At 67.8% G+C, this 20,819-nt stretch carries 20 protein-coding genes; 13 read left to right on the forward strand and 7 right to left on the reverse strand.

Annotated features, from left to right (window positions below; translation table 11 throughout):
- Nucleotides 1-86: 86 nt before the first annotated feature.
- The 4 genes from L1Z78_RS24645 (at nt 87) to L1Z78_RS24660 (ending at nt 2,995) form a co-directional block, all read left to right on the forward strand.
- A complete protein-coding gene (locus tag L1Z78_RS24645) occupies nt 87-872 on the forward strand; it encodes an SDR family oxidoreductase (RefSeq protein ID WP_234638961.1) in 786 nt (261 codons plus the stop codon).
- 39 nt (nt 873-911) lie between these two features.
- Nucleotides 912-1,283 (forward strand): dihydroneopterin aldolase, encoded by a 372-nt coding sequence (locus L1Z78_RS24650; protein WP_234638962.1) that lies wholly within the window; start codon nt 912-914, stop codon nt 1,281-1,283.
- 4 nt (nt 1,284-1,287) lie between these two features.
- Nucleotides 1,288-2,244, forward strand: coding sequence for a tRNA 2-thiocytidine(32) synthetase TtcA (gene ttcA / locus L1Z78_RS24655; protein ID WP_234638963.1), 957 nt, complete (start codon nt 1,288-1,290; stop codon nt 2,242-2,244).
- 79 nt (nt 2,245-2,323) lie between these two features.
- Entirely contained in the window at nt 2,324-2,995 is a 672-nt protein-coding gene (locus tag L1Z78_RS24660) for a DUF4136 domain-containing protein (protein ID WP_234638964.1), read from the forward strand.
- A 51-nt stretch (nt 2,996-3,046) separates the two neighbouring features.
- Here L1Z78_RS24660 and L1Z78_RS24665 read toward each other — a convergent pair whose 3' ends face one another.
- Genes L1Z78_RS24665 through L1Z78_RS24680 form a run of 4 tightly spaced genes read right to left on the reverse strand, consistent with a single transcriptional unit; the run spans nt 3,047 to nt 8,258 of the window.
- Nucleotides 3,047-4,762 (reverse strand): ABC transporter ATP-binding protein, encoded by a 1,716-nt coding sequence (locus L1Z78_RS24665; RefSeq protein ID WP_234638965.1) that lies wholly within the window; start codon nt 4,760-4,762, stop codon nt 3,047-3,049.
- Nucleotides 4,759-5,697, reverse strand: coding sequence for an ABC transporter permease (locus L1Z78_RS24670; RefSeq protein WP_234638966.1), 939 nt, complete (start codon nt 5,695-5,697; stop codon nt 4,759-4,761). The genes L1Z78_RS24665 and L1Z78_RS24670 overlap by 4 nt, the downstream gene beginning before the upstream one ends.
- A complete protein-coding gene (locus L1Z78_RS24675; protein ID WP_234638967.1) occupies nt 5,694-6,659 on the reverse strand; it encodes an ABC transporter permease in 966 nt (321 codons plus the stop codon). The genes L1Z78_RS24670 and L1Z78_RS24675 overlap by 4 nt, the downstream gene beginning before the upstream one ends.
- A 6-nt stretch (nt 6,660-6,665) precedes the next feature.
- Nucleotides 6,666-8,258 carry an ABC transporter substrate-binding protein gene (locus tag L1Z78_RS24680; protein ID WP_234638968.1) on the reverse strand — a complete coding sequence of 531 codons (1,593 nt, stop codon included), beginning with the start codon at nt 8,256-8,258 and terminating at the stop codon, nt 6,666-6,668.
- 351 nt (nt 8,259-8,609) lie between these two features.
- On the opposite strand from L1Z78_RS24680, the gene L1Z78_RS24685 reads away from it, so the two are divergent.
- A complete protein-coding gene (locus L1Z78_RS24685) occupies nt 8,610-9,110 on the forward strand; it encodes a DUF2501 domain-containing protein (protein ID WP_234638969.1) in 501 nt (166 codons plus the stop codon).
- Between the two features lie 82 nt (nt 9,111-9,192).
- On the forward strand, nt 9,193-9,834 hold the full coding sequence (locus L1Z78_RS24690; RefSeq protein WP_234638970.1) for a histidine phosphatase family protein: 642 nt from the start codon (nt 9,193-9,195) through the stop codon (nt 9,832-9,834).
- A 30-nt stretch (nt 9,835-9,864) separates the two neighbouring features.
- On the opposite strand, the gene L1Z78_RS24695 is transcribed toward L1Z78_RS24690, so the two are convergent.
- A complete protein-coding gene (locus L1Z78_RS24695; protein WP_234638971.1) occupies nt 9,865-10,875 on the reverse strand; it encodes a Bug family tripartite tricarboxylate transporter substrate binding protein in 1,011 nt (336 codons plus the stop codon).
- A 168-nt stretch (nt 10,876-11,043) separates the two neighbouring features.
- Here L1Z78_RS24695 and L1Z78_RS24700 point away from each other — a divergent pair, with 168 nt between their 5' ends.
- The 5 genes from L1Z78_RS24700 to L1Z78_RS24720 all read left to right on the forward strand — a co-directional run bounded on the left by L1Z78_RS24700 (nt 11,044) and on the right by L1Z78_RS24720 (nt 17,537).
- Entirely contained in the window at nt 11,044-12,918 is a 1,875-nt protein-coding gene (locus L1Z78_RS24700) for a lysoplasmalogenase family protein (protein WP_234638972.1), read from the forward strand.
- A 253-nt stretch (nt 12,919-13,171) separates the two neighbouring features.
- Nucleotides 13,172-13,384, forward strand: coding sequence for a hypothetical protein (locus L1Z78_RS24705; protein ID WP_234638973.1), 213 nt, complete (start codon nt 13,172-13,174; stop codon nt 13,382-13,384).
- Nucleotides 13,385-13,595: 211 nt separating this feature from the next.
- Nucleotides 13,596-13,979, forward strand: a complete 384-nt coding sequence (locus tag L1Z78_RS24710; RefSeq protein WP_234638974.1) for a hypothetical protein — start codon at nt 13,596-13,598, stop codon at nt 13,977-13,979.
- 18 nt (nt 13,980-13,997) lie between these two features.
- Nucleotides 13,998-16,757, forward strand: a complete 2,760-nt coding sequence (mgtA, locus tag L1Z78_RS24715) for a magnesium-translocating P-type ATPase (protein WP_234638975.1) — start codon at nt 13,998-14,000, stop codon at nt 16,755-16,757.
- A gap of 63 nt (nt 16,758-16,820) precedes the next feature.
- The gene (locus L1Z78_RS24720) at nt 16,821-17,537 is read left to right on the forward strand and encodes an MgtC/SapB family protein (protein ID WP_234638976.1); all 717 of its coding nucleotides are present in this window, start codon (nt 16,821-16,823) and stop codon (nt 17,535-17,537) included.
- 10 nt (nt 17,538-17,547) lie between these two features.
- Here L1Z78_RS24720 and ruvB read toward each other — a convergent pair whose 3' ends face one another.
- Together ruvB and ruvA are read right to left on the reverse strand one after the other, a co-directional pair.
- Complete coding sequence (ruvB, locus tag L1Z78_RS24725; protein ID WP_234638977.1) at nt 17,548-18,615, reverse strand: Holliday junction branch migration DNA helicase RuvB; 1,068 nt, start codon at nt 18,613-18,615, stop codon at nt 17,548-17,550.
- A 7-nt stretch (nt 18,616-18,622) separates the two neighbouring features.
- Nucleotides 18,623-19,195: a Holliday junction branch migration protein RuvA gene (gene ruvA, locus L1Z78_RS24730; RefSeq protein WP_234638978.1), complete on the reverse strand. Its 573-nt coding sequence runs from the start codon at nt 19,193-19,195 to the stop codon at nt 18,623-18,625.
- A 125-nt stretch (nt 19,196-19,320) separates the two neighbouring features.
- On the opposite strand from ruvA, the gene L1Z78_RS24735 reads away from it, so the two are divergent.
- Nucleotides 19,321-20,298, forward strand: a complete 978-nt coding sequence (locus tag L1Z78_RS24735; protein ID WP_234638979.1) for a PhoH family protein — start codon at nt 19,321-19,323, stop codon at nt 20,296-20,298.
- A 43-nt stretch (nt 20,299-20,341) separates the two neighbouring features.
- Complete coding sequence (gene ybeY, locus L1Z78_RS24740; protein ID WP_234638980.1) at nt 20,342-20,800, forward strand: rRNA maturation RNase YbeY; 459 nt, start codon at nt 20,342-20,344, stop codon at nt 20,798-20,800.
- Nucleotides 20,801-20,819: the final 19 nt, after the last annotated feature.

The raw sequence follows: 20,819 nt of genomic DNA on the forward strand, positions 1-20,819 counted from the left end.
GGACGCAATCTCTTGCGCAACACGGGTTTGCAGGGCCGCCGTTAAAATTGAGGGTTCTGTCGTCACGATCCGTACATTGTCCTCGAATGTCCTCCCCTGCCCGAACACGCACAGTTTTGGTGACCGGCGCGGCCCGCCGCCTGGGCCGCGACATCGCGCTCGCGCTTGCCAGCGCGGGCTGGCAGGTGGCCGTGCATTACCGCGACTCGCACGACGAGGCGCTGGAGACCGCAGCCGCCTGCGCCGAGCTGGCCGGCGACAGCGCGGCCCTGGACGCCGATTTCTTCGATGAAGATTCGGTCCGTTCGCTGGTACCGCGCGCCGTGGCGCATTTCGGCCACCTGGACGCCGTGGTCAACAACGCCTCGCTGTTCGAGCACGACGACGCCACGAGCTTCAGCTACGTGGCGCTGGAAGCACATCTGCGCAGCAACACCGGCGCGCCCATCCTGCTGGCCCAGGCGCTGCACGCCCACATCGAGCAGCGTGTGGCCGCCAGCGAGGAGCACGCCAGTGGTGCCGTGATCAACCTGCTGGACCAGAAGCTCTGGAACCAGAACCCCGACTTCCTCAGCTACACGCTGTCCAAGGCCGCACTGGAGGCGGCGGGCACCATGCTGGCGCTGGCGCTGGCACCGCGTGTGCGCGTGGTCGGCGTGGCTCCGGGCCTGACGCTGACCAGCCACCTGCTGAGCCAGGAGCGCTTCGAATCCCTGCACCGGCTCAGCCCGCTGGGCCGTTCCTCCAGCGCCGCCGATGTCGCCGCCACCGTGTGCTTCGCGCTGGACAACCAGTCCATCACCGGCACCACGCTGCTGGTGGACGGCGGCCAGCACCTGCAGCGCTTCGAGCGTGACTTTTCCATGATGTAGGCGCCTGCCGCGCTTGCCCACACTCCACGGCTTTTCCCCATGACCTCCGCCACCGGACAACAGATCCTGACGCTCACGGGTTTGCGCTTCGACGCCAACCTGGGCATCCTCGCCCACGAGAAGAAAACCCCCCAGCCCATCCTGGTCGATGCCGAGCTGAGCCTGGGCACGCAGCCCCTGGCACCGCGCGACGACGACATCCTGCATGTGCTGGACTACCGCAAGGTGCGCCAGATCATCATCGACGAGTGCACGGCCGAGCACGTGAACCTGCTCGAAAGCCTGATCGGCAAGCTGGCCCAGCGCCTGATGCAATTGCCCGGCGTGCTGGGCGTGCGCGTGAAGATCGCCAAGCTCGAAATTTTTGACGACTGCGAAGTGGCCATTCGCGTCGAGACAGGACAATGGTGAACCCATGAACGCAGTGACCGACAACCCCTGGCTGGCCGAAGAGGCCGCCTCCGAAACGCCCGCCTCCGACGCGGGCAGCCAACGGATCAAGATCGAGCGCGAGCAGATCAAGCTCGAAAAACGCCTGTGCCGCGAGGTGGGCCGCGCCATCACCGACTTCAACATGATCGAGGAAGGCGACAAGATCATGGTCTGCATGTCGGGTGGCAAGGACAGCTACACCCTGCTGGACGTGCTGCGCAAGCTGCAAAAGCGCGCACCCGTGAAGTTCGAACTGGTGGCCGTGAACCTGGACCAGAAGCAGCCCGGCTTTCCCGACCACGTGCTGCCCGAGTACTTCAAGAGCATCGGCGTGGATTACCACATCGAGACCCAGGACACCTACAGCGTCGTCAAGCGCGTCGTGCCCGAGGGCAAGACCACCTGCGGCCTGTGCTCGCGCCTGCGCCGCGCCATCCTGTACAAGGTGGCCGACGAGCTGGGCTGCACCAAGGTCGCCCTGGGCCACCACCGCGACGACATCGTGCAGACGCTGATGCTCAACATGTTCTACGGCGGCCGCATGAAGGGCATGCCCCCGAAGCTGGTGTCTGACGACGGCAGGCATGTGGTGATCCGCCCGCTGTGCTACGTGCCGGAGAAGGACACGACGCGCTGGGCCCAGTACCAGAACTTCCCCATCATCCCCTGCAACCTCTGCGGCAGCCAGGACGGCCTGCAGCGCGTGGCCGTGGGGGAGCTGCTGCGCGAGTGGGACAGGAAATTCCCCGGCCGCGTGGAAAGCATGTTCCGCGCCATGGGCCACATCGTCACCACGCACATGATGGACCCCGAGCTGCACGACTTCAAGAATGCCAGGGCCACCGGCATCGCCGACCCCAACGGCGACATGGCCTTTGACCATGAGGAACTGCCCGTCTCCGCGGCGCTGCCGGGCCTGCAAGTGGTACAACTGTCCTGACGGCTGAACCAACAACGATACGCCCCACTCCAACGAAGGCCCGTGCAAGCGGGCCTTTTTTTCGATCGAGGAGTCCATCATGAACCTGCGCTGCATCCATGCCATCGCGCTGACGGCCACGGCCTTGCTCACGGGCTGCGCCAGCGTGCGTGAAGTCCAGAGCACCGTCCAGAGCTATTCCACGCTGAGCGCCCTGCCCGCGCCGCCCACCTACCGCCTGGAGGTGCTGCCCTCGCAGCGCGAGGCACAGGCACACTTCGCCGCCATCGAATCCCAGGCCCAGCAGGCCCTGGCACGCGTGGGCCTGCAGCGCGACGATACCCGGGCCAGCCTGGTCGTGCAGATCGGCGCCGATGCCCGCTACGCGCGCGACTATGCCGCCTGGCCCTACTACGACCGCTGGGGTGGCCCGCGCTGGGGCTGGGGCCTGGGCTATGGGCGCGGCTGGGGCATGGGTTTCGGCGGCAGCTTCATGTTCGACGGCCCCCCGCTGGAGTACTACCGCGCCGTGAGCATCGTGATGCGCAATGCCGGCACGCAGCAGATCGTCTATGAGACTTCGGCCCAGCGCCAGGATGTCTGGACCGACGACCCGGCCATCTTCGGCGTCCTGTTCGATGCGGCACTGACCGGTTTCCCGAACCCGCCCAGGGGCTCGCGCGTGGTGCGCACCACCATCGGGCCCGAGCAGCAGCAGGCTGGCGCCGCTGCGAAGCCAGCGTCGGCCCCGGCCCCGGCTCCGGCCCAATGACCCTCGCCGCCGGTGCGTCCAAGGCCTGCTTCCGCAGGCCTTTTTCTTTTGCTAGTGCACGTGCGCGATGTCAGGCACGGCGGCCATCAGCGCCCGCGTGTAGTCATGCTGCGGCGCATCCAGCACGGCGGCCGCGTCGCCGGCCTCGACCAGCCGGCCGCGCTGCATGACGCCGATGTCGTCGCACATGTGGCGGATCACGGCCAGGTTGTGGCTGATCAGCAGATAGGTCAGGCCGAACTCTTCCTGCAGGTCGCGCATCAGGTTGAGCACCTGGGCCTGGACCGAGACGTCCAGCGCCGAGGTCGGCTCGTCGCAGATGATGAACTCGGGCCGGCTGGCCAGGGCGCGCGCGATGGCGATGCGCTGGCGTTGCCCGCCCGAGAACTGGTGCGGGTACTTGCGCGCATCGTCCGGCTTCATGCGCACACGGCGCAGCGCCTCCTGCACACGCTCGGCCGTCTCATCCCGGCTGGCCGTCAGGCCCAGCACCTGCAAGGGCTCGGCGATCAGTTCCTGCACCGTCCAGCGCGGGTTCAGGCTGGCATACGGGTCCTGGAAGATCATCTGGAAGCGCCGGCGCATGGCCACGGTCTGCGCGGCCGGGCTCCATTTGTCCACGCCGTCGAACAGCACCGTGCCGCCGGTCGGCGGAGTCAGCCCCGCCACCATGCGCGCCACCGTGGACTTGCCCGATCCGGACTCGCCCACCAGGCCGAAGGTCGTGCCCTTGCGGATCGCGAAACTGACGCCGTCCACGGCCTTGAGGATCTTCTTTTCCTCGCGCGTCAGCAGCCGTGCCAGCCAGCCGCTGGACAGGTCGAATTCCTTGCACAGACCCCTGACCTCCAGCAGAGCCGCCGCAGGCGTTTGCGCATCGGCCTTGGGCTGCCAGGGCACGGCGGACGCGGCCGGGCCGCCGCCGACCTCTGGCACGGGCAGGCGCTGCACCCGTTGATGCATGCTGGGGATGGCGGCCATCAGCACCTGGGTATAGGGCTGGCCCGGCGCATCCAGCACCTGGCGCACCGGGCCGGTCTCCAGCACGCGGCCCTGGTACATGACCATGACGCGGTCGGCGGTCTCGGCGATCACGCCCATGTCGTGCGTGATCAGCATGGCGGCGGCGCCGCGTTCCTTGCAGACGCGGCGCAGCAGCGCAATGATCTGGGCCTGCACGGACACGTCCAGCGCCGTGGTGGGCTCGTCGGCGATGATGAGCTCGGGCTCGGCGCACAAGGCCAGGGCAATGGCCACGCGCTGGCGCATGCCGCCCGAGAACTGGTGCGGGTACTGGGCCATGCGCTCGCGCGCCTGCGGGATCTCCACCTCTTCGAGCAAGGCCAGGGCGCGCGCCTGGGCCTCTTTTTCGGACACGGGCAGATGGGTGCGGACGGTCTCCACCAGGTGCCGGCCTATGGTGTAGACCGGGTTCAGGCTGGTCAGCGGGTCCTGGAAGATGGAGCCGATGCGCCGCCCGCGCACACGGCGCAGGTCCTCGCCGCGCAAGGTGTCGATGCGCTCGCCGCGCAGTTGCACCGTGCCGGCCGAGATGCGGCCCGGCGGCTCGATCAGGCCGATCACGGCCGCGCCCGTCATGGACTTGCCGGCGCCCGACTCGCCCACCACGCCCAGGATCTCGCCGGGCGCGATGTCGAAGGACACGTCGTCCAGCACCTGCACGGGCCCCTTGTAGGTGTCGAAGGTCACGGACAGCCCGCGCACGCTGAGCACGGGCGACAGTCCTGGTTCTGGGAGGGTGCTCATTGCAGCTTGGGATTCAAGGCGTCGCGCAGCCAGTCGCCGACGAGGTTGACGGACAGCGCCAGCGCCAGCAGCACCAGCGAAGGGAACAGCAGGATCCACCATTCGCCCGAGAACAGAAATCCCTGGCCGATGCGGATCAGCGTGCCCAGCGACGGCTGGGTGGGCGGCAGGCCCACGCCCAGGTAGGACAGCGTGGACTCGGCCACGATGGCATGGGCGAAGCTGATGGTGGCGATCACCAGCACCGGCGCCAGCAGGTTGGGCAGGATGTGCCGGGTCAGGATGGCGGTGCGGCTGCGGCCGATGAGCTGCGCGGCCAGCACATAGTCCTTGTGCTTTTCCACCATCACGGCGCCGCGCACGGTGCGCGCGTACTGCACCCAGTCGGACAGGCCGATGGCGATGACGATCACGAACACCGCCATGTCGTCGCGATAGCCCTCGGGCAACAGGCCGCGCGCGATGCCGAAGACCAGCAGCGCCACCAGGATCACGGGAAAGGTCAGCTGCACATCGGCGATGCGCATGATCAGCGTGTCGAACCAGCCGCCCGCATAGCCGCAGACCAGTCCCAGCGGCACGCCGATCAGCAGGGACAGGCCCACGGCCGACACGCCCACCAGCACCGACATGCGCAGCCCGTAGAGGATCGCGCTCCAGACATCGCGGCCCTGGTCGTCCGAACCCAGCGCATACAGCGTGCCGCTGGTGCCCGCCTGCCCCGGCGGCGTGAAGGCATCCATCAGGTCCAGGTTGGCGGGATCGAAGGGGTTCTGCCAGGCCAGCCAGGGCGACAGCAGCGTGGCCAGCACGATCAGCACCAGCACGGCCGCCGCCACCTGCACCAGGCGCGAGCGCGCGAAGGCGCGCTTGACCGGCGAATCACTGGCGCGCCAGCCCGTGGGAAGAGTTGCTTGTTTGACGGATTCAGTCATCGGTTCCTCAGGCGCGGATCGACGATTACGTAAAGGAAGTCCACGACCAGATTGATGCCCACATACAGCAGCGCGATGAACATCAGGTAGGCCGCGATCAGCGGCACGTCCACGCCCTGGATGGAGGAGATGAACAGCAGGCCCACGCCGGGCCACTGGAACACGGTTTCGGTGACGATGGCGAAGGCGATCAGCGAGCCCAGCTGCAGCCCGGCGATGGTGATCACGGGGATCCAGGTGTTGCGCAGCGCATGGCCGAAGTACAGGTCGCGCTCGCGCAGGCCGCGCGCGCGGCCGAAGCGCATGTAGTCGGCGCGCAGCACCTCCAGCATCTCGGCGCGCACCAGGCGCATGATCAGCGTCATGTTGTAGAACCCCAGCGTGATGGCCGGCAGGATCAGCGCGGCCCAGCCCGAGGCCGTCAGCATGCCGCTCTCCCAGCCGCCGATCTTCACCGTCTCGCCACGCCCGAAGGACGGCAGCCAGCGCAGCTCCACGGCAAACACGTAGATCAGGCCGATGCCGATCAGGAAGGTGGGCAGGGACACGCCGACCAGGGAGACGGTCATGATCGAGCGGCTGAGCCACCCCTCGCGCCGTATCGCCGTGTACACGCCCAGCGCCACGCCGATGACCAAGGCAAACAGCGCCGCCGTCATCGCCAGCTCCAGCGTGGCCGGCAGCCGCTCGAAGATGATCTCGCTCACCGGGCGCTTGAGCCGGTAGGAAATCCCCAGGTCCCCCTGGAGCACCCGGCCCACATAGGCCAGGTACTGCAGGGGCACCGGCTTGTTGAAGCCCAGCGATTCGGTCAGCGCCTCGCGCTCGGCCACGGTGGCATCCTCGCCCAGCAGGCTGATGGTGGGATCGCCGATGTGGCGGAACACCATGAAGGACACGAAGGAGACGGCCAGCAGGACCAGGGCGGACTGGCCCAGCCGGCGCAGCAGATGGACCAGCATCGGCGCCTACTTCTTCTCGAACTTGACGAACTTGAAGTGCAGCGCGTTGTCCGGGTGCACGGGCACGTTGATCTTCTGCACCGAGGCGAAGTGGATCACCTGGTCATGCAGCGGAATGTAGAAGCGCTCCTTTTGCACCACTTCCCAGATGCTCTTGACCGTGGCATCGCGCCTGGCCTTGTCGCTCTCCGAGGACAGGGACACGATCTTGCTGTCCACATCGGCATTGCTGAAGCCCGTGGCGTTCTGCGCGCCGCGGTTGTCCTTGCCGCGCGTGTGCACCAGGAAGTCGAAGATATAGGCCGAGTCATAGGTGGGCACGCCCCAGCCGAAGAGGTAGAAGTCGGTCTCGGCCTTGGTGATGGACACGCTGTGCATGGCGATGGGCCGGGCCGAGACCTCGGTCTTGATGCCGACGCGGCCCAGGAAGCCGGCCACGGCCGTGGCGATGGCCTCGTCGTTCACGTAGCGGTCGTTGGGCGTGTTCAGCGTGATGGAAAAGCCGTTGGGGTAGCCCGCCTCGGCCAGCAGTTGCTTGGCCTTGACCGGATCGGACTTGGGATAGGCCGCAAAGGCCTTGCTGTAGCCATTGACGAACGAGGGTGCCAGCACGCCGGTCGGAATCGACAGGCCACGCATCACCGAGCGCTTGATCGCATCGCGGTCGATGGCCAGCTCGATGGCCTGGCGCACCTTGGGATCGGCCAGCGGATTCTTGCCCTTGACGTTGCTGCTCTTGATCTCGGAGGCGCCCACGTTCAGGCCCAGGAAGATGGAGCGGTTCTCGGGACCTTCGTTGATGCGCAGGCGCTTGTCCTGCTTCAGGCGCGCCACATCCTGCGCGGGAATGTCCTGGGCAAAGTCCACCTCGCCCGACAGCAGGGCCGCCACGCGCGTGGCAGGCGACTTGATGGGCAAGTAGACCAGCTCGGTCACTTGCAGCGGGAACTGGCCCTTGCCCCAGTAGTCGGGGTTGAGCTTCATCACCGTCCTGGAATCGATCTCGCGGCTGGCCAGCACATAGGCGCCCGTGCCGTTGGCCGCGCGCGTGGCGCCATTCTCGGTCTTGCTGGCCGTGTCCTGCGTGGTCTCGGCGCCATTGGCCTTGGACCACTTCTCGCTCATGATGAAGAGGTTGGTCAGGTTGTCCGGGAAGATCAGGTTCGGGCCCTTGGTCTTCACGTGCACGGTCAGGTCGTCGATGGCCCTGGCCTCCTCCATCGAGGACAGCAGGGACTTGACCTGGGCGTTGTCCCCCTTGGCGCGGTTCAGCGAGAACACCACGTCGCGCGCAGTGAACGGCGTGCCGTCGTGGAACTTGACGTTGGGGCGCAGCTTGAACTCCCAGACCGATGGATCGGACGTCATCTTCCACGAGGTGGCCAGCGTGGGCACCAGCTTGCCATCGGCGGAGCGGATCACCAGGGTCTCGTAGATCTGGTGCAGCAGCACGAAATTGGTGCCCACGTTGAAGGCGTGCGGGTCCAGTGTCGTCGGGTCCGAGCCACGGGCCCAGCGCACGGTCTCGGCCTGCGCGAGCACGGCCGAGGTCAACAGGCCGGCGGCCAGCAAGGCATGGCCCAGAGTCTTCATGGTCATTTGTCTGCTCCCCTTGGAATGGTTGGAAAGGCGGCGGTCATTGCGACACGGCAGCCCTGGCTCTTCAAGAAACGGGCCATTTGGCGCGCCCCACTTTAAATAACTTTTCTTGCTTGCTGGATTGATTTTTATACTTAAAAGAGATTTCCAAATAACAATCCCGCCACCGATGCAGCGGCCATCATGGAGACGCGCCGGGGTTTGGCTGCTAGTGAAAACGCGGGACACCGGCACTCCCCGTCCATGGCAGGCGCTGGCAAAGGTTTGCAATCGGCAACCTGCACCCGCCATGCGGCGTGCTAACTTCAGAGCCTGTATCGAGCCTGCGGGTCCCGCGGAAAGGAAGCATCCATGAAGACATCGATTGCCGGCGCATTGCTGTGCGCCACGCTGGGCCTGGGCGCCCTGCCGGCCCAGGCATCGGGCCTGGGCGACACGCTGCGCCAGGCCTCCGGGCTGGGCGGCGACAAGGCCGCTGCCACGGCCGGTACCGATGGCGGCTCGCCGCTGGGCGGCATGCTGGGCGCAGGCGCAGGCGCAGGCGGTGCCGGCGCGCTGTCGGCCCTGGGCCTGAGCCCCTCGGCCACGGCCGGCAATGCGGCGGGCGTCATCACCTACTGCATGAAGAACAACTACCTCAACGCCGACAAGGCTGCCCAGGTCAAGGACCAGTTGCTGGGCAAGCTGGGCATGCAAAAGCAGGAAGAGCCCAAGGACGCGGGCTTCCAGGGCGGTCTGGGAGGACTGGTCACCGGTGCCAACGGCAAGAGCTTCAGCATCGACAAGCTCAAGGGCGACCTCAAGGAAAAGGCCTGCGACTTCGTCCTCGACAACGCAAAAAGCCTGATCTGACCCCACGCTGGAGGATCAAGCAGCCTGCCGCAGCTTGCGGGACAATGCCTGCTCTTTTTGCAGCATCCCACGCCAGTCCCTCATGCAAGCCACGCGCATCATCGCCATCCGCCACGGAGAAACCGCCTGGAATGTGGACGCCCGCATCCAGGGGCATCTGGACATTCCGCTCAACGACATCGGGCTTTGGCAGGCTGCGCAGGCCGGCAAGGCCCTCGCGGGCGAGGCGGTCTCGGCCATCTACAGCAGCGACCTGCTGCGTGCCTACGCCACGGCACAGGCCGTGGAACGGACCACGGGCGCGCCCTTGGCGGCGGACAAGGGCCTGCGCGAGCGCTGCTTCGGCAGCTTCGAAGGCCAGACCTTTGCCGAGATCGAGGTGACGCACCCCGAGGATGCGCTGCGTTGGCGCAAGCGCGATCCCGACTTCGTGCCCGCCGGAGGTGGCGAATCGCTGCGGATGCTGCGCGAGCGCATTGCCACCACGGTGGACCGGCTGGCCGCCCTCCACGCGGGCGAGCAGATCGTGATCGTCGCCCATGGCGGCGTGATGGATGTGCTGTACCGCCTGGCCACGCGCCAGGAGCTGCAGGCGCCGCGCACCTGGGCCCTGGGCAATGCCGCCATCAACCGGCTGCTGTGGACGCCCCAGGGCCTGGGCCTGGTCGGCTGGGGCGATGTGCAGCACCTGGAAGGCGGCGCGCGCGACGAAGTGTTCAGTTGAAGGCCCGCGGCCCGCTGGCGCGGCCCCGGCTCACTCCAGCTGGATGTTCGCGGACTTCACGATCTGGGCGTAGCCCGCCTTTTCCTTTTTCAGGAACTCCGCGAAGGTGGCTGGCGTCCCCGAGCCCGGCGTGGCACCGCCATCCTCCAGCCGCTTGCGCACCTCGGGCATCTGCAGCACCCGGCCCAGTTCCTCGGCCAGCCGCTGCACCACGGCCTCGGGCGTTTTCGCCGGCGCGAACAGCCCCGTCCAGGCGTACAGTTCCGAGCCCCTGAGATCGGGCGCCTCGGCAAAACTCATCACCCCCGGGATGGCATCGATGCGCTGCGCCGAGGTCACCCCCACGCCTTCGAGCTTTTTCTGCTGCACCAGCGGCGTCGCGCCCGTCGTCATCAGAATCCCCACATCGACCTGACCGCCCAGCACCTCGCTGCTCACCTGCGCCACGCCGCGATAGGGCACGTGGACCAGGCGGATCCGGGCGCGCTCCTGCAGCCTTTCCATGGCCAGGTGCAGCACCGTGCCCACGCCCGGAGTGGCATAGGTCAGTGCTCCGGGCCGTGCGCGCGCCATGGCGATCAATTCGTTGAGGTTGTGCACGGGCAGGCCCGGGCGGGCCACGATCACCATGGGAGCGACGGTGACCAGGCCCACGGCGGCGAGATCCCGCTCGGCGTCATAGCGCACCGAGGAATTGACCAGTTGCGCGATGCTGACGGGGCCGTCGAAGCCCAGCAGCAGCGTGTAGCCGTCGGCATGGGAGCGCGCCACCTTGCTCACGCCCAGCACGCCGCCCGAGGCCGGCACGTTGTCCACCACCACGGACTGCTTGAGGCGCGCGCCCAGCTTGCCGGCGATCAGCCGCGCCGTGGCATCCACGTCGGTGCCGGCGCCGAACGGCACGATCAGCGTGATGGGCCCGCCCGCGGGCCAGGCCGGCGCGGCGGTTGCGGCCGGTGCTGCCAGGGCTGCGGGCGCAGCGGCAAGGACCGAGGCCACCAGGGTGGCGGCCGATACCAGGGAGCGGCGTGAGAGAGGCATCAGGGCACAGGACTGCCAGCGCGTGGAAAGCGGGCGATTCTGCCATAGCACGCATTTTTCCTGCCATGGCAATTTATTTATTGCAATCCGTTTCAACCCTTGTGATTCCGTGTCCTAGGGTTCTCGCCTAAGGCACAACCCCGTCGTCCTGTCCAGAATGGGCCGACCATGCTTTCACCCAGCCAAGTCATCGTCTTCGCCACGCCGGCCTTTTTGCTGCTGATCGCTCTGGAGTGGGGCGTGAGCCTGTGGCGCGGCCGCAATGCCTACCGCCTGGCCGATGCCATCAGCTCCATCAGCCTGGGCATGCTCAGCCAGACCAGCGCCGTCTTCACCACGCTGCTGCGCATAGGCCTGTACACGCTGGCCTTCGAGCACCTGGCGCTGTGGCGCGACGACGGCTTCTGGACCAGCATCCCTGGCTGGCTGCTGGCCCTGCTGTTCTACGATTTCTGCTACTACTGGCTGCACCGCATGGGCCACGAGGTGGCCGTGCTGTGGGCCGCGCACGCCGTGCACCACCAGAGCCAGGACTACAACCTCTCGACCGCGCTGCGCCAGACCAGCTCGGGCGCCTTGCTGGGCTGGCTGTTCTACCTGCCCATGGCGCTGGCCGGCGTGCCGCCGCTGGTCTTCGCCATCGTGGGCCTGATCGACCTGCTCTACCAGTTCTGGGTCCATACCGAGCAGGTGCGGCGCCTGGGCTGGTTCGACCGCTGGTTCTGCGCGCCCAGCAACCACCGCGTGCACCATGCCGTCAACGACTGCTATCTCGACAAGAACTACGGCGGCATCCTCATCGTCTGGGACCGCCTGTTCGGCACCTTCAGGCCCGAGGACGACAGGCAGCCCTGCGTCTACGGCACGCGCGGCCTGCTGCAAAGCTGGGACCCACTGTGGGCCAACGCCGTGGTCTACCGCCAGCTGATCCATGACAGCTGGCATGCGCGGCGCTGGAGCGACAAGCTGCGCGTCTGGCTCAAGCCACCGGGCTGGCGGCCCGCCGATGTGGCCCAGCGCTTTCCCAGGCCGGAGTTCGACCTGGATGCGCACCGCGTGCTCTATGCGCCGGGCATGGCGCGCGGCCTGCGCTGGTTCGCCGGCCTTCAGTTCGTGGCGCTGATCGGTGGCGTGTCGCTGTTCCTGTGGCATGCCGACCATTCGCCGATGGCAGACAACGCGCTGTGGTTCGCCGTGCTGCTGGCCTGCCAGTGGGCGCTGGGCGCGGCCATGCAGGGACGCATCAGCCTGTGGATGGCCCTGGCCATCGAGGCCGGCGCGCTGGCCACGGCGACCGGCGCCCTGGGGCTGCAGCACTGGCACTGGCTGTTCAAGCCCATGGCCATGGTTTTTGCGCTGACCGCCGTCGGCCTGCAATGGCGCGGCAGCGCGGCCTTCGCCGCCCTGGTCCGCCCCGCACGCGGCGCCTGGTGGCTGGCTGCGGCGCTGGCGGCCTCGATGGCTGGCGATGTCTTCCTGATGCTGCCCGACCTGTTCATCCCCGGCCTGGCGAGCTTTCTGCTGGCACACCTGGCGTACATCGTGCTGCTGCGCCAGGACGCACCATGGTTCGCCCACCGCCCATCGCTGGCCACCACGCTGGCCCTGGGTGCAGGCATGTATACCTTCCTCTGGCAGGGTGGCCTGCCCGAGGCCCTGCGCCTGCCCGTGGCCGCCTATGTGCTGGTCATCGCGCTCATGGCGGCCCAGGCCCTGGGCCGCGCGTGGCATATGGGCGGCGGTGCCGCATGGTGCGTGGCTGCCGGTGCGTGCTTCTTCATGGCCAGCGATTCGGTGCTGGCCATCAACCGCTTCGTGCAGCCTTTCGATGGCGCGCAGGCCGGCGTGCTGTCCACCTACTACGCCGCGCAGTTGCTCATCGTGCAGGGCTGGCTCGCGGTCCGCAGGCAGCCCTCAGGGTTGACCCGGATCAGTACCCGCGGCACAATCGGGGGATCGCAATTTCAGGAGTCCCCCGTGGACAGTGCCAGTTCAACCAGTGACAAACAGCGCGCCGCAATGGCTTCGCTGCTGGCTGACTGACCGACTCCCGTGATGGGGGCGGCCATGCCGGTCGGCTCCCATCCATTGCTGCGTTTTACCTTGAAGCCCTGCGCTGCGGCGCAACAGGTGTCCTGACCGCACATGCCCCGTGCATGGTCGCAGGATGAGCGGCGTTTCAAGGGCTGCTCTCTCACTGAATGCGCGTCTCCCGCTGCCCCCGGCAGCCGGCCGGAGCGCGCTGCTTGACGGCCCTGCCTCACGGCGGTCCTCCTGGCTCGCCAAGGAGAAAGCCATGACCACACCGTTCGTCCGCCCCGCCGTGCAAGGCCTGCAGCGCGCCGCTGCCGCGCCGCGCCCCGGCGCCGTCGGCCCGTGCCTGGCCGCACCGCAGGCGCAGATGCAGGCGCAAGCCCCTTCGGCCATGGAAAACGCGATGCACCTGGACCTGCAGACCAGCTGGCCCACGCATCGCATCCGCAGCTTCCTGAGCCTGCAGCCGCGCTGAACGCGCGCAGCCGCCCTCCTTCATCCATCAGAAAGGAGTTCCGCCATGGACCCCGATCCGAGTCGATCCTGCCCTGACACCGCCCCTGCGGTCTGGCCGCGCACGCCTGCGGCCACTCCATTCCTTCCCAAGGCCCCGGCCGGGAGGCCCGCGCACATCCGTTGATGGAGAAGTGCCGGGCTTCTTTCGGCCGCAATGAAAGAAGCCCGCCATGCGACACCTCATCACCCCGCTGCGCACCGCGCCCGCCGCACCACGCGCCAGCACCTCCCGCGCCAGCACGCTGCAGCGGGTCCTGCATGCCGCCATCTCGGCGCGCCACACCGGCCACCTGCACGCCCTGCTGGTGCAACACGGCCCCGATTCCTTCGCCCATGCGCTCATGGCGCTCACGCAGCGCCAGCAGGCCGACGTTCTGTCCCTGCTGGCGGCGCAGGAGCGCGCCGAGGTCTACCGCCACCTGCCTGCCCATGCGCGGCGCCAATGGCTGCAGTCGGCCACCGTGGCCCGCCCGCCGTTGCGCCGCCGCCTGCTGTGCGCCTGCCAGCGCAACTGGCACTGGCTGCGCGCCACCCTTCGTTCGAGCCAGGCCTGAGCCGCCAGGGAGGTCGCCATGAAAGCCCTCAAGCACCTGTTCCAGGCGTTCTTGCGCAGCCGCCATGCCCTGGGGCTGTTCCGGCGCAATGCCCTGCCCTCGGGCACGGCCGCGCACCACTCGCGCTCGGTATCGCCGACCCTCACGCGCGAGCTGCTGCGCGCCTCGCGCGATGATGCCGCCGCCGTGCTGGCACGCACCGACTCCAGCGAGGATGGCCTCAGCCGCGAGCAGGCGCGTGCCGCGCTCGCGCGCTTCGGCCCCAACGAGGTGGAGCACGAAAAGCCGCTGCCCGCCTGGCTGCACCTCTGGTATTGCTACCGCAACCCCTTCAACCTGCTGCTGACGCTGCTGGCCGTGGTCTCCTATGCCACCGAGGATGTGAAGGCCACCCTCGTGATCGGCTCCATGGTGCTGTTGTCCACGCTGCTGCGCTTCGTGCAGGAAGGCCGCTCCAACCGCGCCGCCGCGCGCCTGAAGGCCCTGGTCAGCAGCACGGCCACGGTGCTGCGCCGCAATGGCGGTCCGCCGGTGCCGGCCGACGCCGAGGCCACCGACGCGCCGCACAGCGGCTTCGGCCAGCAGGCGCGCCGCTACGAGGTGCCGCTGCGCGAGGTCGTGCCCGGCGACTTCATCGTGCTGTCGGCCGGCGACATGATTCCTGCCGACTGCCGCGTGCTCAGCGCCAAGGACCTGTTCGTGAGCCAGGCCGCCATGACCGGCGAATCCCTGCCCGTGGAAAAGCGCCCTGACGCCAGTGCATCGAATGGCACCGGCGTGCTGGAGGCCAGCAACCTGCTGTTCATGGGCACCAACGTGGTCTCGGGCACGGCCCTGGCCGTGGTGCTGGCCACGGGCAACCGCAGCTATTTCGGCACCATTGCCACGCGGGTGACCTCCAACGACCGCGCACCCACGGCCTTCGAGACCGGCGTCAACAGCATCAGCTGGCTGCTGATCCGCTTCGCGGCCGTGATGGTGCCCGTGGTGCTGCTCATCAACGGCTACACCAAGGGCGACTGGGCCGAGGCCTTCCTGTTCGCGCTGTCCGTGGCCGTGGGCCTGACGCCCGAGATGCTGCCCATGATCGTGACCTCCACCCTGGCCAAGGGTGCCGTGGTGCTGTCGCGCCGCAAGGTCGTGGTCAAGCGCCTGGACGCCATCCAGAACTTCGGCGCCATGGACGTGCTGTGCACCGACAAGACCGGCACGCTGACCCAGGACCGCATCGTGCTGGAACGCCACACCGATGCCTTCGGCCAGCCCTGCGACGAGACGCTGCGCTTCGCCTACCTCAACAGCCACTACCAGACCGGCCTGAAGAACCTGCTGGACCATGCGGTTCTGGAGCATGTGGAGCTGCACACCCAGATGCGCGTGGCCGAGGACTACCGCAAGGTCGATGAAATACCCTTCGACTTCGAGCGCCGCCGCATGTCCGTGGTGGTGGCCGAGCGCAACCACCACCACGAGCTGATCTGCAAGGGTGCGGTCGAGGAAATCCTGGGGACCTGCACCCGGCTGCGCGACGGCGACGGCACGCGCCCGCTGGACGAGGAGCAGCTGGCCCGCGTGCGCCGCGTGACGCGCGAGCTCAACCGCGAAGGCCTGCGCGTGGTCGCCGTGGCCATGAAGGAAGTGCCACCGCACAAGAGCGACTACAGCGTGGCCGACGAATGCGAGCTGACCCTGATCGGCTACATCGCCTTCCTGGACCCGCCGAAGGAGACCACGGCCGAGGCCCTGGCCGCCCTGGCCTCGCACGGCGTGGCCGTCAAGCTGCTGACCGGCGACAACGAACTGGTGGCCGCCAAGGTCTGCCGCGATGTGGGGCTTCCTGCAGACCACATCATCCTGGGCACCCAGATCGAGCACATGAACGACGAGATGCTGCGCCAGACGGTGGAGCGGCACCAGCTGTTCGCCCGGCTCACGCCGCTGCACAAGGAGCGCATCGTGCATGCGCTGCGCGCCAACGGACACATCACCGGCTTCATGGGCGACGGCATCAACGACGCGCCGGCCCTGCGCGCGGCCGACATCGGCATCAGCGTGGACAGCGCCGTGGACATCGCCAAGGAGGCGGCCGACATCATCCTGCTGGAAAAAAGCCTGATGGTGCTGGAGCAGGGCGTGATCGAGGGCCGGCGCACCTTCAGCAACATGCTGAAGTACATCCGCATGACGGCCAGCTCCAACTTCGGCAACGTGTTCTCGGTGATGGTGGCCTCGGCCTTCATCCCCTTCCTGCCCATGCTGCCGCTGCACCTGCTGGTGCAGAACCTGCTGTACGACCTCTCGCAGATCGCCATCCCCTTCGACAACGTGGACGACGAACTGGTGCGCCAGCCGCTGCGCTGGAACCCGGCCGACCTGGGCCGCTTCATGGTGTTCTTCGGGCCCGTCAGCTCGCTGTTCGACATCCTGACCTTCGCGCTGATGTGGTTCGTCTTCGCCGCCAACACGCCCGAGCAGCAGACGCTGTTCCAGTCGGGCTGGTTCGTCATCGGGCTGCTCACGCAGACGCTGATCGTGCACATGATCCGCACGCCCAGGATCCCCTTCCTGCAAAGCCGCCCGTCCTGGCCGCTGCTGCTGGCCACGGCGGCCGTGATGGCGGCCGGCATCTTCCTGCCGATGGGGCCGCTGGCCGGGTACTTCAAGCTGGAGGCGCTGCCTGCGGGCTACTTCCCGTGGATGATTGCCATATTGCTGGGCTACGCTTGCCTGGCCACGCTGCTCAAGCGCGTCTACATCCGCCGCTACGGCTGGCAGTGACGCACCCTTCATCGCCTCTTTCAACGCCCCTTCAACCCATTCACCAGGAAAGCTCGCAAGCACATGCTGGCCCTGCAGAACTTCAACCCCGGCGCCATGCTGGACACCTTCGTCAGCCTGACCACGGCCTTCGTGTTCGGCGCCCTCATCGGCCTGGAGCGCCAGGTGCGCCAGCGCACGGCGGGGCTGCGCACCAACACCCTGGTCGCCGTGGGCGCGGCCGTCTTCGTGGACCTGGCCGTGCGCCTGGGCGGGGCCGAGGGCGCCACGCGCGTGGTGGCCTACGTGGTCTCGGGCGTGGGCTTCCTGGGTGCGGGCGCCATCATGAAGGAAGGCGCCAACATCACCGGCCTGAACACGGCGGCCACGCTGTGGGGCTCGGCCGCCGTGGGTGCCTGCGCGGGCGCCAGCCTGGTGGCCGAGGCGGGGCTGGCCACGCTCTTCGTGCTGGCCAGCAACACCTTGCTGCGCCCCGTGGTCAACCGCATCAACCGCCGCCCGGTGGATGACGAATCCACGGAATCGACCTACTACGTCTACGCCATCTGCCACCGCGGCGCCCAGGGCGATGTGCGCGAGCAGATGCTGGAGCTGCTGGAGAACGCCAGCTACCCCGTTCGCGGCGTGGAAACCCATGCCTTCGGCCCGCAGGACACCGAGATCGAGGCCATGCTCTACGCCACCTCGGTGGACTCCGACGAGCTGGACCGCGTCATCGCCGCCATCGAGGCCCTGCCCGGCGTGCTGCAGGCCTTCTGGAACGCCGGCACCGAAGAGTAGTGAGCCGTCCTCAGCTGGCGTCGTCGCCGGGGACCTGCAGGCCCAGGTGCCGGTAGGCAGCCTGGGTCGCCATCCGCCCGCGCGGGGTGCGCTGCAAGAAGCCCTGCTGGATCAGGTAGGGCTCGATCACATCCTCGATGGTGCCCGCCTCCTCGCCGATGCTGGCCGCGATGTTGTCCAGGCCCACGGGGCCGCCGTCGAAGCGGTGCACCACGGCCTCCAGCAGCTTGCGGTCCATGATGTCGAAGCCCTGGGGATCGACATCGAGCATGGCCAGCGCGCGGTCGGCCAGTTCGCGCGTGATGCGGCCGTCGCCACGCACATCGGCATAGTCGCGCACGCGGCGCAGCAGGCGGTTGGCAATGCGCGGCGTGCCGCGCGAGCGCCGCGCGATTTCGAAGGCACCCTCGTCGTCGATGGGCGCGTTCAGCAGTCCCGCGCTGCGCCGCACGATATGGGCCAGTTCATCCGAGGTATAGAACTCCAGCCGCGCCACGATGCCGAAGCGGTCGCGCAGCGGATTGGTCAGCATGCCCGCGCGCGTGGTCGCACCCACCAGGGTGAACGGCTGCAGGTCCAGCTTGATGGAGCGCGCCGCCGGCCCCTCGCCGATCATGATGTCGATCTGGTAGTCCTCCAGCGCCGGGTAGAGGATTTCCTCGACCACGGGCGACAGGCGGTGGATCTCGTCGATGAACAGCACATCGTTGGGTTCGAGGTTGGTCAGCAGCGCCGCCAGGTCCTTGGGCTTTTCCAGCACGGGGCCGCTGGTCTGGCGCAGGTTCACGCCCAGCTCGGCCGCGATGATGTGGCTCAATGTGGTCTTGCCCAGGCCCGGCGGGCCGAACAGCAGCACGTGGTCCAGCGCCTCGCTGCGCTTGCGGGCCGCGCCGATGAAGATCTCCAGCTGCTCGCGCGCCTTGGCCTGTCCCACGTACTCCTGCAGCAGCTTGGGGCGCAGCGCGCGCTCCAGCGCCTCCTCCCCGCGCGAGACCGGCGCGGCCGAGATCATGCGGGGCTTTTCGGCCGCCTTGTCCGCGGCGAAGCCCTGGCCGAAGTCGTCGGTATGGATGCTCATGCGCCGCTCACTTGGCCAGCGCCTTCAGCGCCAGCTTGATGCCCTCGGTCACGCCCACGTCGGGCGGCAGCTTCTTGAGGGCGGCGGCCGCGTCCTTGTCGGAATAGCCCAGCGCCATCAGCGCCTGCTGGATGTCGTTCTGGTCGTTGTTGACGAACAGCGACTGCGCGCCCGTGTCGGCGCCTATCTTGCCCTTGAGCTCCAGCAGCAGGCGCTCGGCCGTCTTCTTGCCGATGCCCGGCACTTTCACCAGGCGTCCCACCTCCTGCAGCGTCACGGCCTGGGCCAGGTCCTCCACGCTCATGCCGCTGAGCACCGACAGCGCCATGCGCGGGCCGATGCCCGTGATCTTGATCAGTTCGCGAAAAGCCTGGCGCTCGCTGTGCGTGCCGAAGCCGTACAGCAGCTGCGCATCCTCTCGCACCACGAAGTGCGTCAGCAGGCTGACCCTGGCCCCGCTGGCCGGCAGGTTGTAGAAGGTGCTCATGGGCACCTGCACCTCGTAGCCCACGCCGCCGCAGTCCACCAGCACCTCGGGCGGGTTTTTTTCCAGCAGCGTTCCTGTCAATTTGCCTATCATTGGTGTCCTTTGCCGCCCTGGGGGCGGCTTTTCATGCCCGTCCGCAACCGAACGCCGGCCCATTCACAGGGTATGGCACCGCGCCCTCGCGCCGGCTGCCGCCCGGAATCTCTGGAATTATCCGCGTGATCCTGCGCCACACCTTCACTCCCCACAACAACCTGCGGCTCGGCCACCTGTGCGGCCCGGCCGACGTGCACCTGCGCACCATCGAGGATGCGCTGGGCGTCAAGATCGCCCATCGCCACGAGCAGTTCAAGATCGACGGGCCCAAGGCCAAGGCCAACGACGCCCTGGAGCTGCTGCAGGCCCTCTACGAGATGGCAGACGACCCCATCCTGGAGGACTCGCTGCAGCTCATGCTGGCCGGCGACGCCGAACTCATCGAGGAGCCCCAGGATGCCATCCAGCTGTCCACCCGGCGCGGCGACCTGCGCGCGCGCACCGCCAACCAGGCGGCCTACCTGGAGAACATCGCGCGCCACGACATCACCTTCGGCATCGGCCCGGCCGGCACCGGCAAGACCTACCTGGCCGTGGCCTGCGCCGTGGACGCACTGGAGCGCAGCGCCGTGCAGCGCATCGTGCTCACGCGCCCGGCCGTGGAAGCGGGCGAGCGCCTGGGCTTCCTGCCCGGCGACCTCACGCAGAAGGTCGATCCCTACCTGCGCCCCCTGTACGACGCGCTCTACGACCTCATGGGCTACGAGAAGGTGCAAAAGGCCTTCGAGCGCAACGTGCTGGAGATCGCGCCTCTGGCCTTCATGCGCGGGCGCACGCTGAACAACGCCTTCGTCATCCTGGACGAGGCGCAGAACACCACGCCCGAGCAGATGAAGATGTTCCTCACGCGCATCGGCTTCGGCGCCCGCGCCGTGGTCACGGGCGACGTCAGCCAGATCGACCTGCCCAAGGGCGCCCTGAGCGGCCTGATCGATGCCGAGCGCGTCTTGAAGCGCGTCAAGGGCATCGCCATCAACCACTTCACCAGCGCCGACGTGGTGCGCCACCCGCTGGTGGCCCGCATCGTCGACGCCTATGACGCCCGTGGCCAGGCGGCGCCGGCACGCCGCGCCTTGGCCCGCCACCACGCCGCCGACTGATCCCACACCGCAGCAGACGCCTGAGCACAGGCGCCCACACCCCATGTCCCTGAACCAACTGCAACTGTCCCTGCAATTCGGGCGCTTTGCCGAGGCCCCCGCCCACCGCGCCGTGCTGTCGCGCAGCAAGGTCACGCGCTGGATACGCCATGCCCTGGCCGTCGATGCCGAAATCACCGTGCGCATCGTCGATGCCGAGGAAGGCCAGCAGCTCAACCGCGAGTACCGGCAAAAGGACTACGCCACCAACGTCCTGACCTTCGACTACCAGCAGGAGCCCACGGCCATGGCCGACCTGGTGCTGTGCGCCCCCGTGGTCGAGCGCGAGGCGCGCGAGCAAAACAAGACGCTGGAGGAGCACTACGCCCACCTGCTGGTGCACGGCACGCTGCATGCCCAGGGCTGGGACCATGAGACCAGCGAGCAGGACGCCGAGGAAATGGAAGCCTACGAGACCGAGATCATGGTCGAGCTGGGCTTTGCCGACCCCTACGCCAAGTAGGCGGCACCAGGGCCCGCGC

Origin of the sequence: Delftia tsuruhatensis (genome assembly GCF_903815225.1) — a bacterium.
GTDB lineage: Bacteria > Pseudomonadota > Gammaproteobacteria > Burkholderiales > Burkholderiaceae_C > Comamonas > Comamonas tsuruhatensis_A.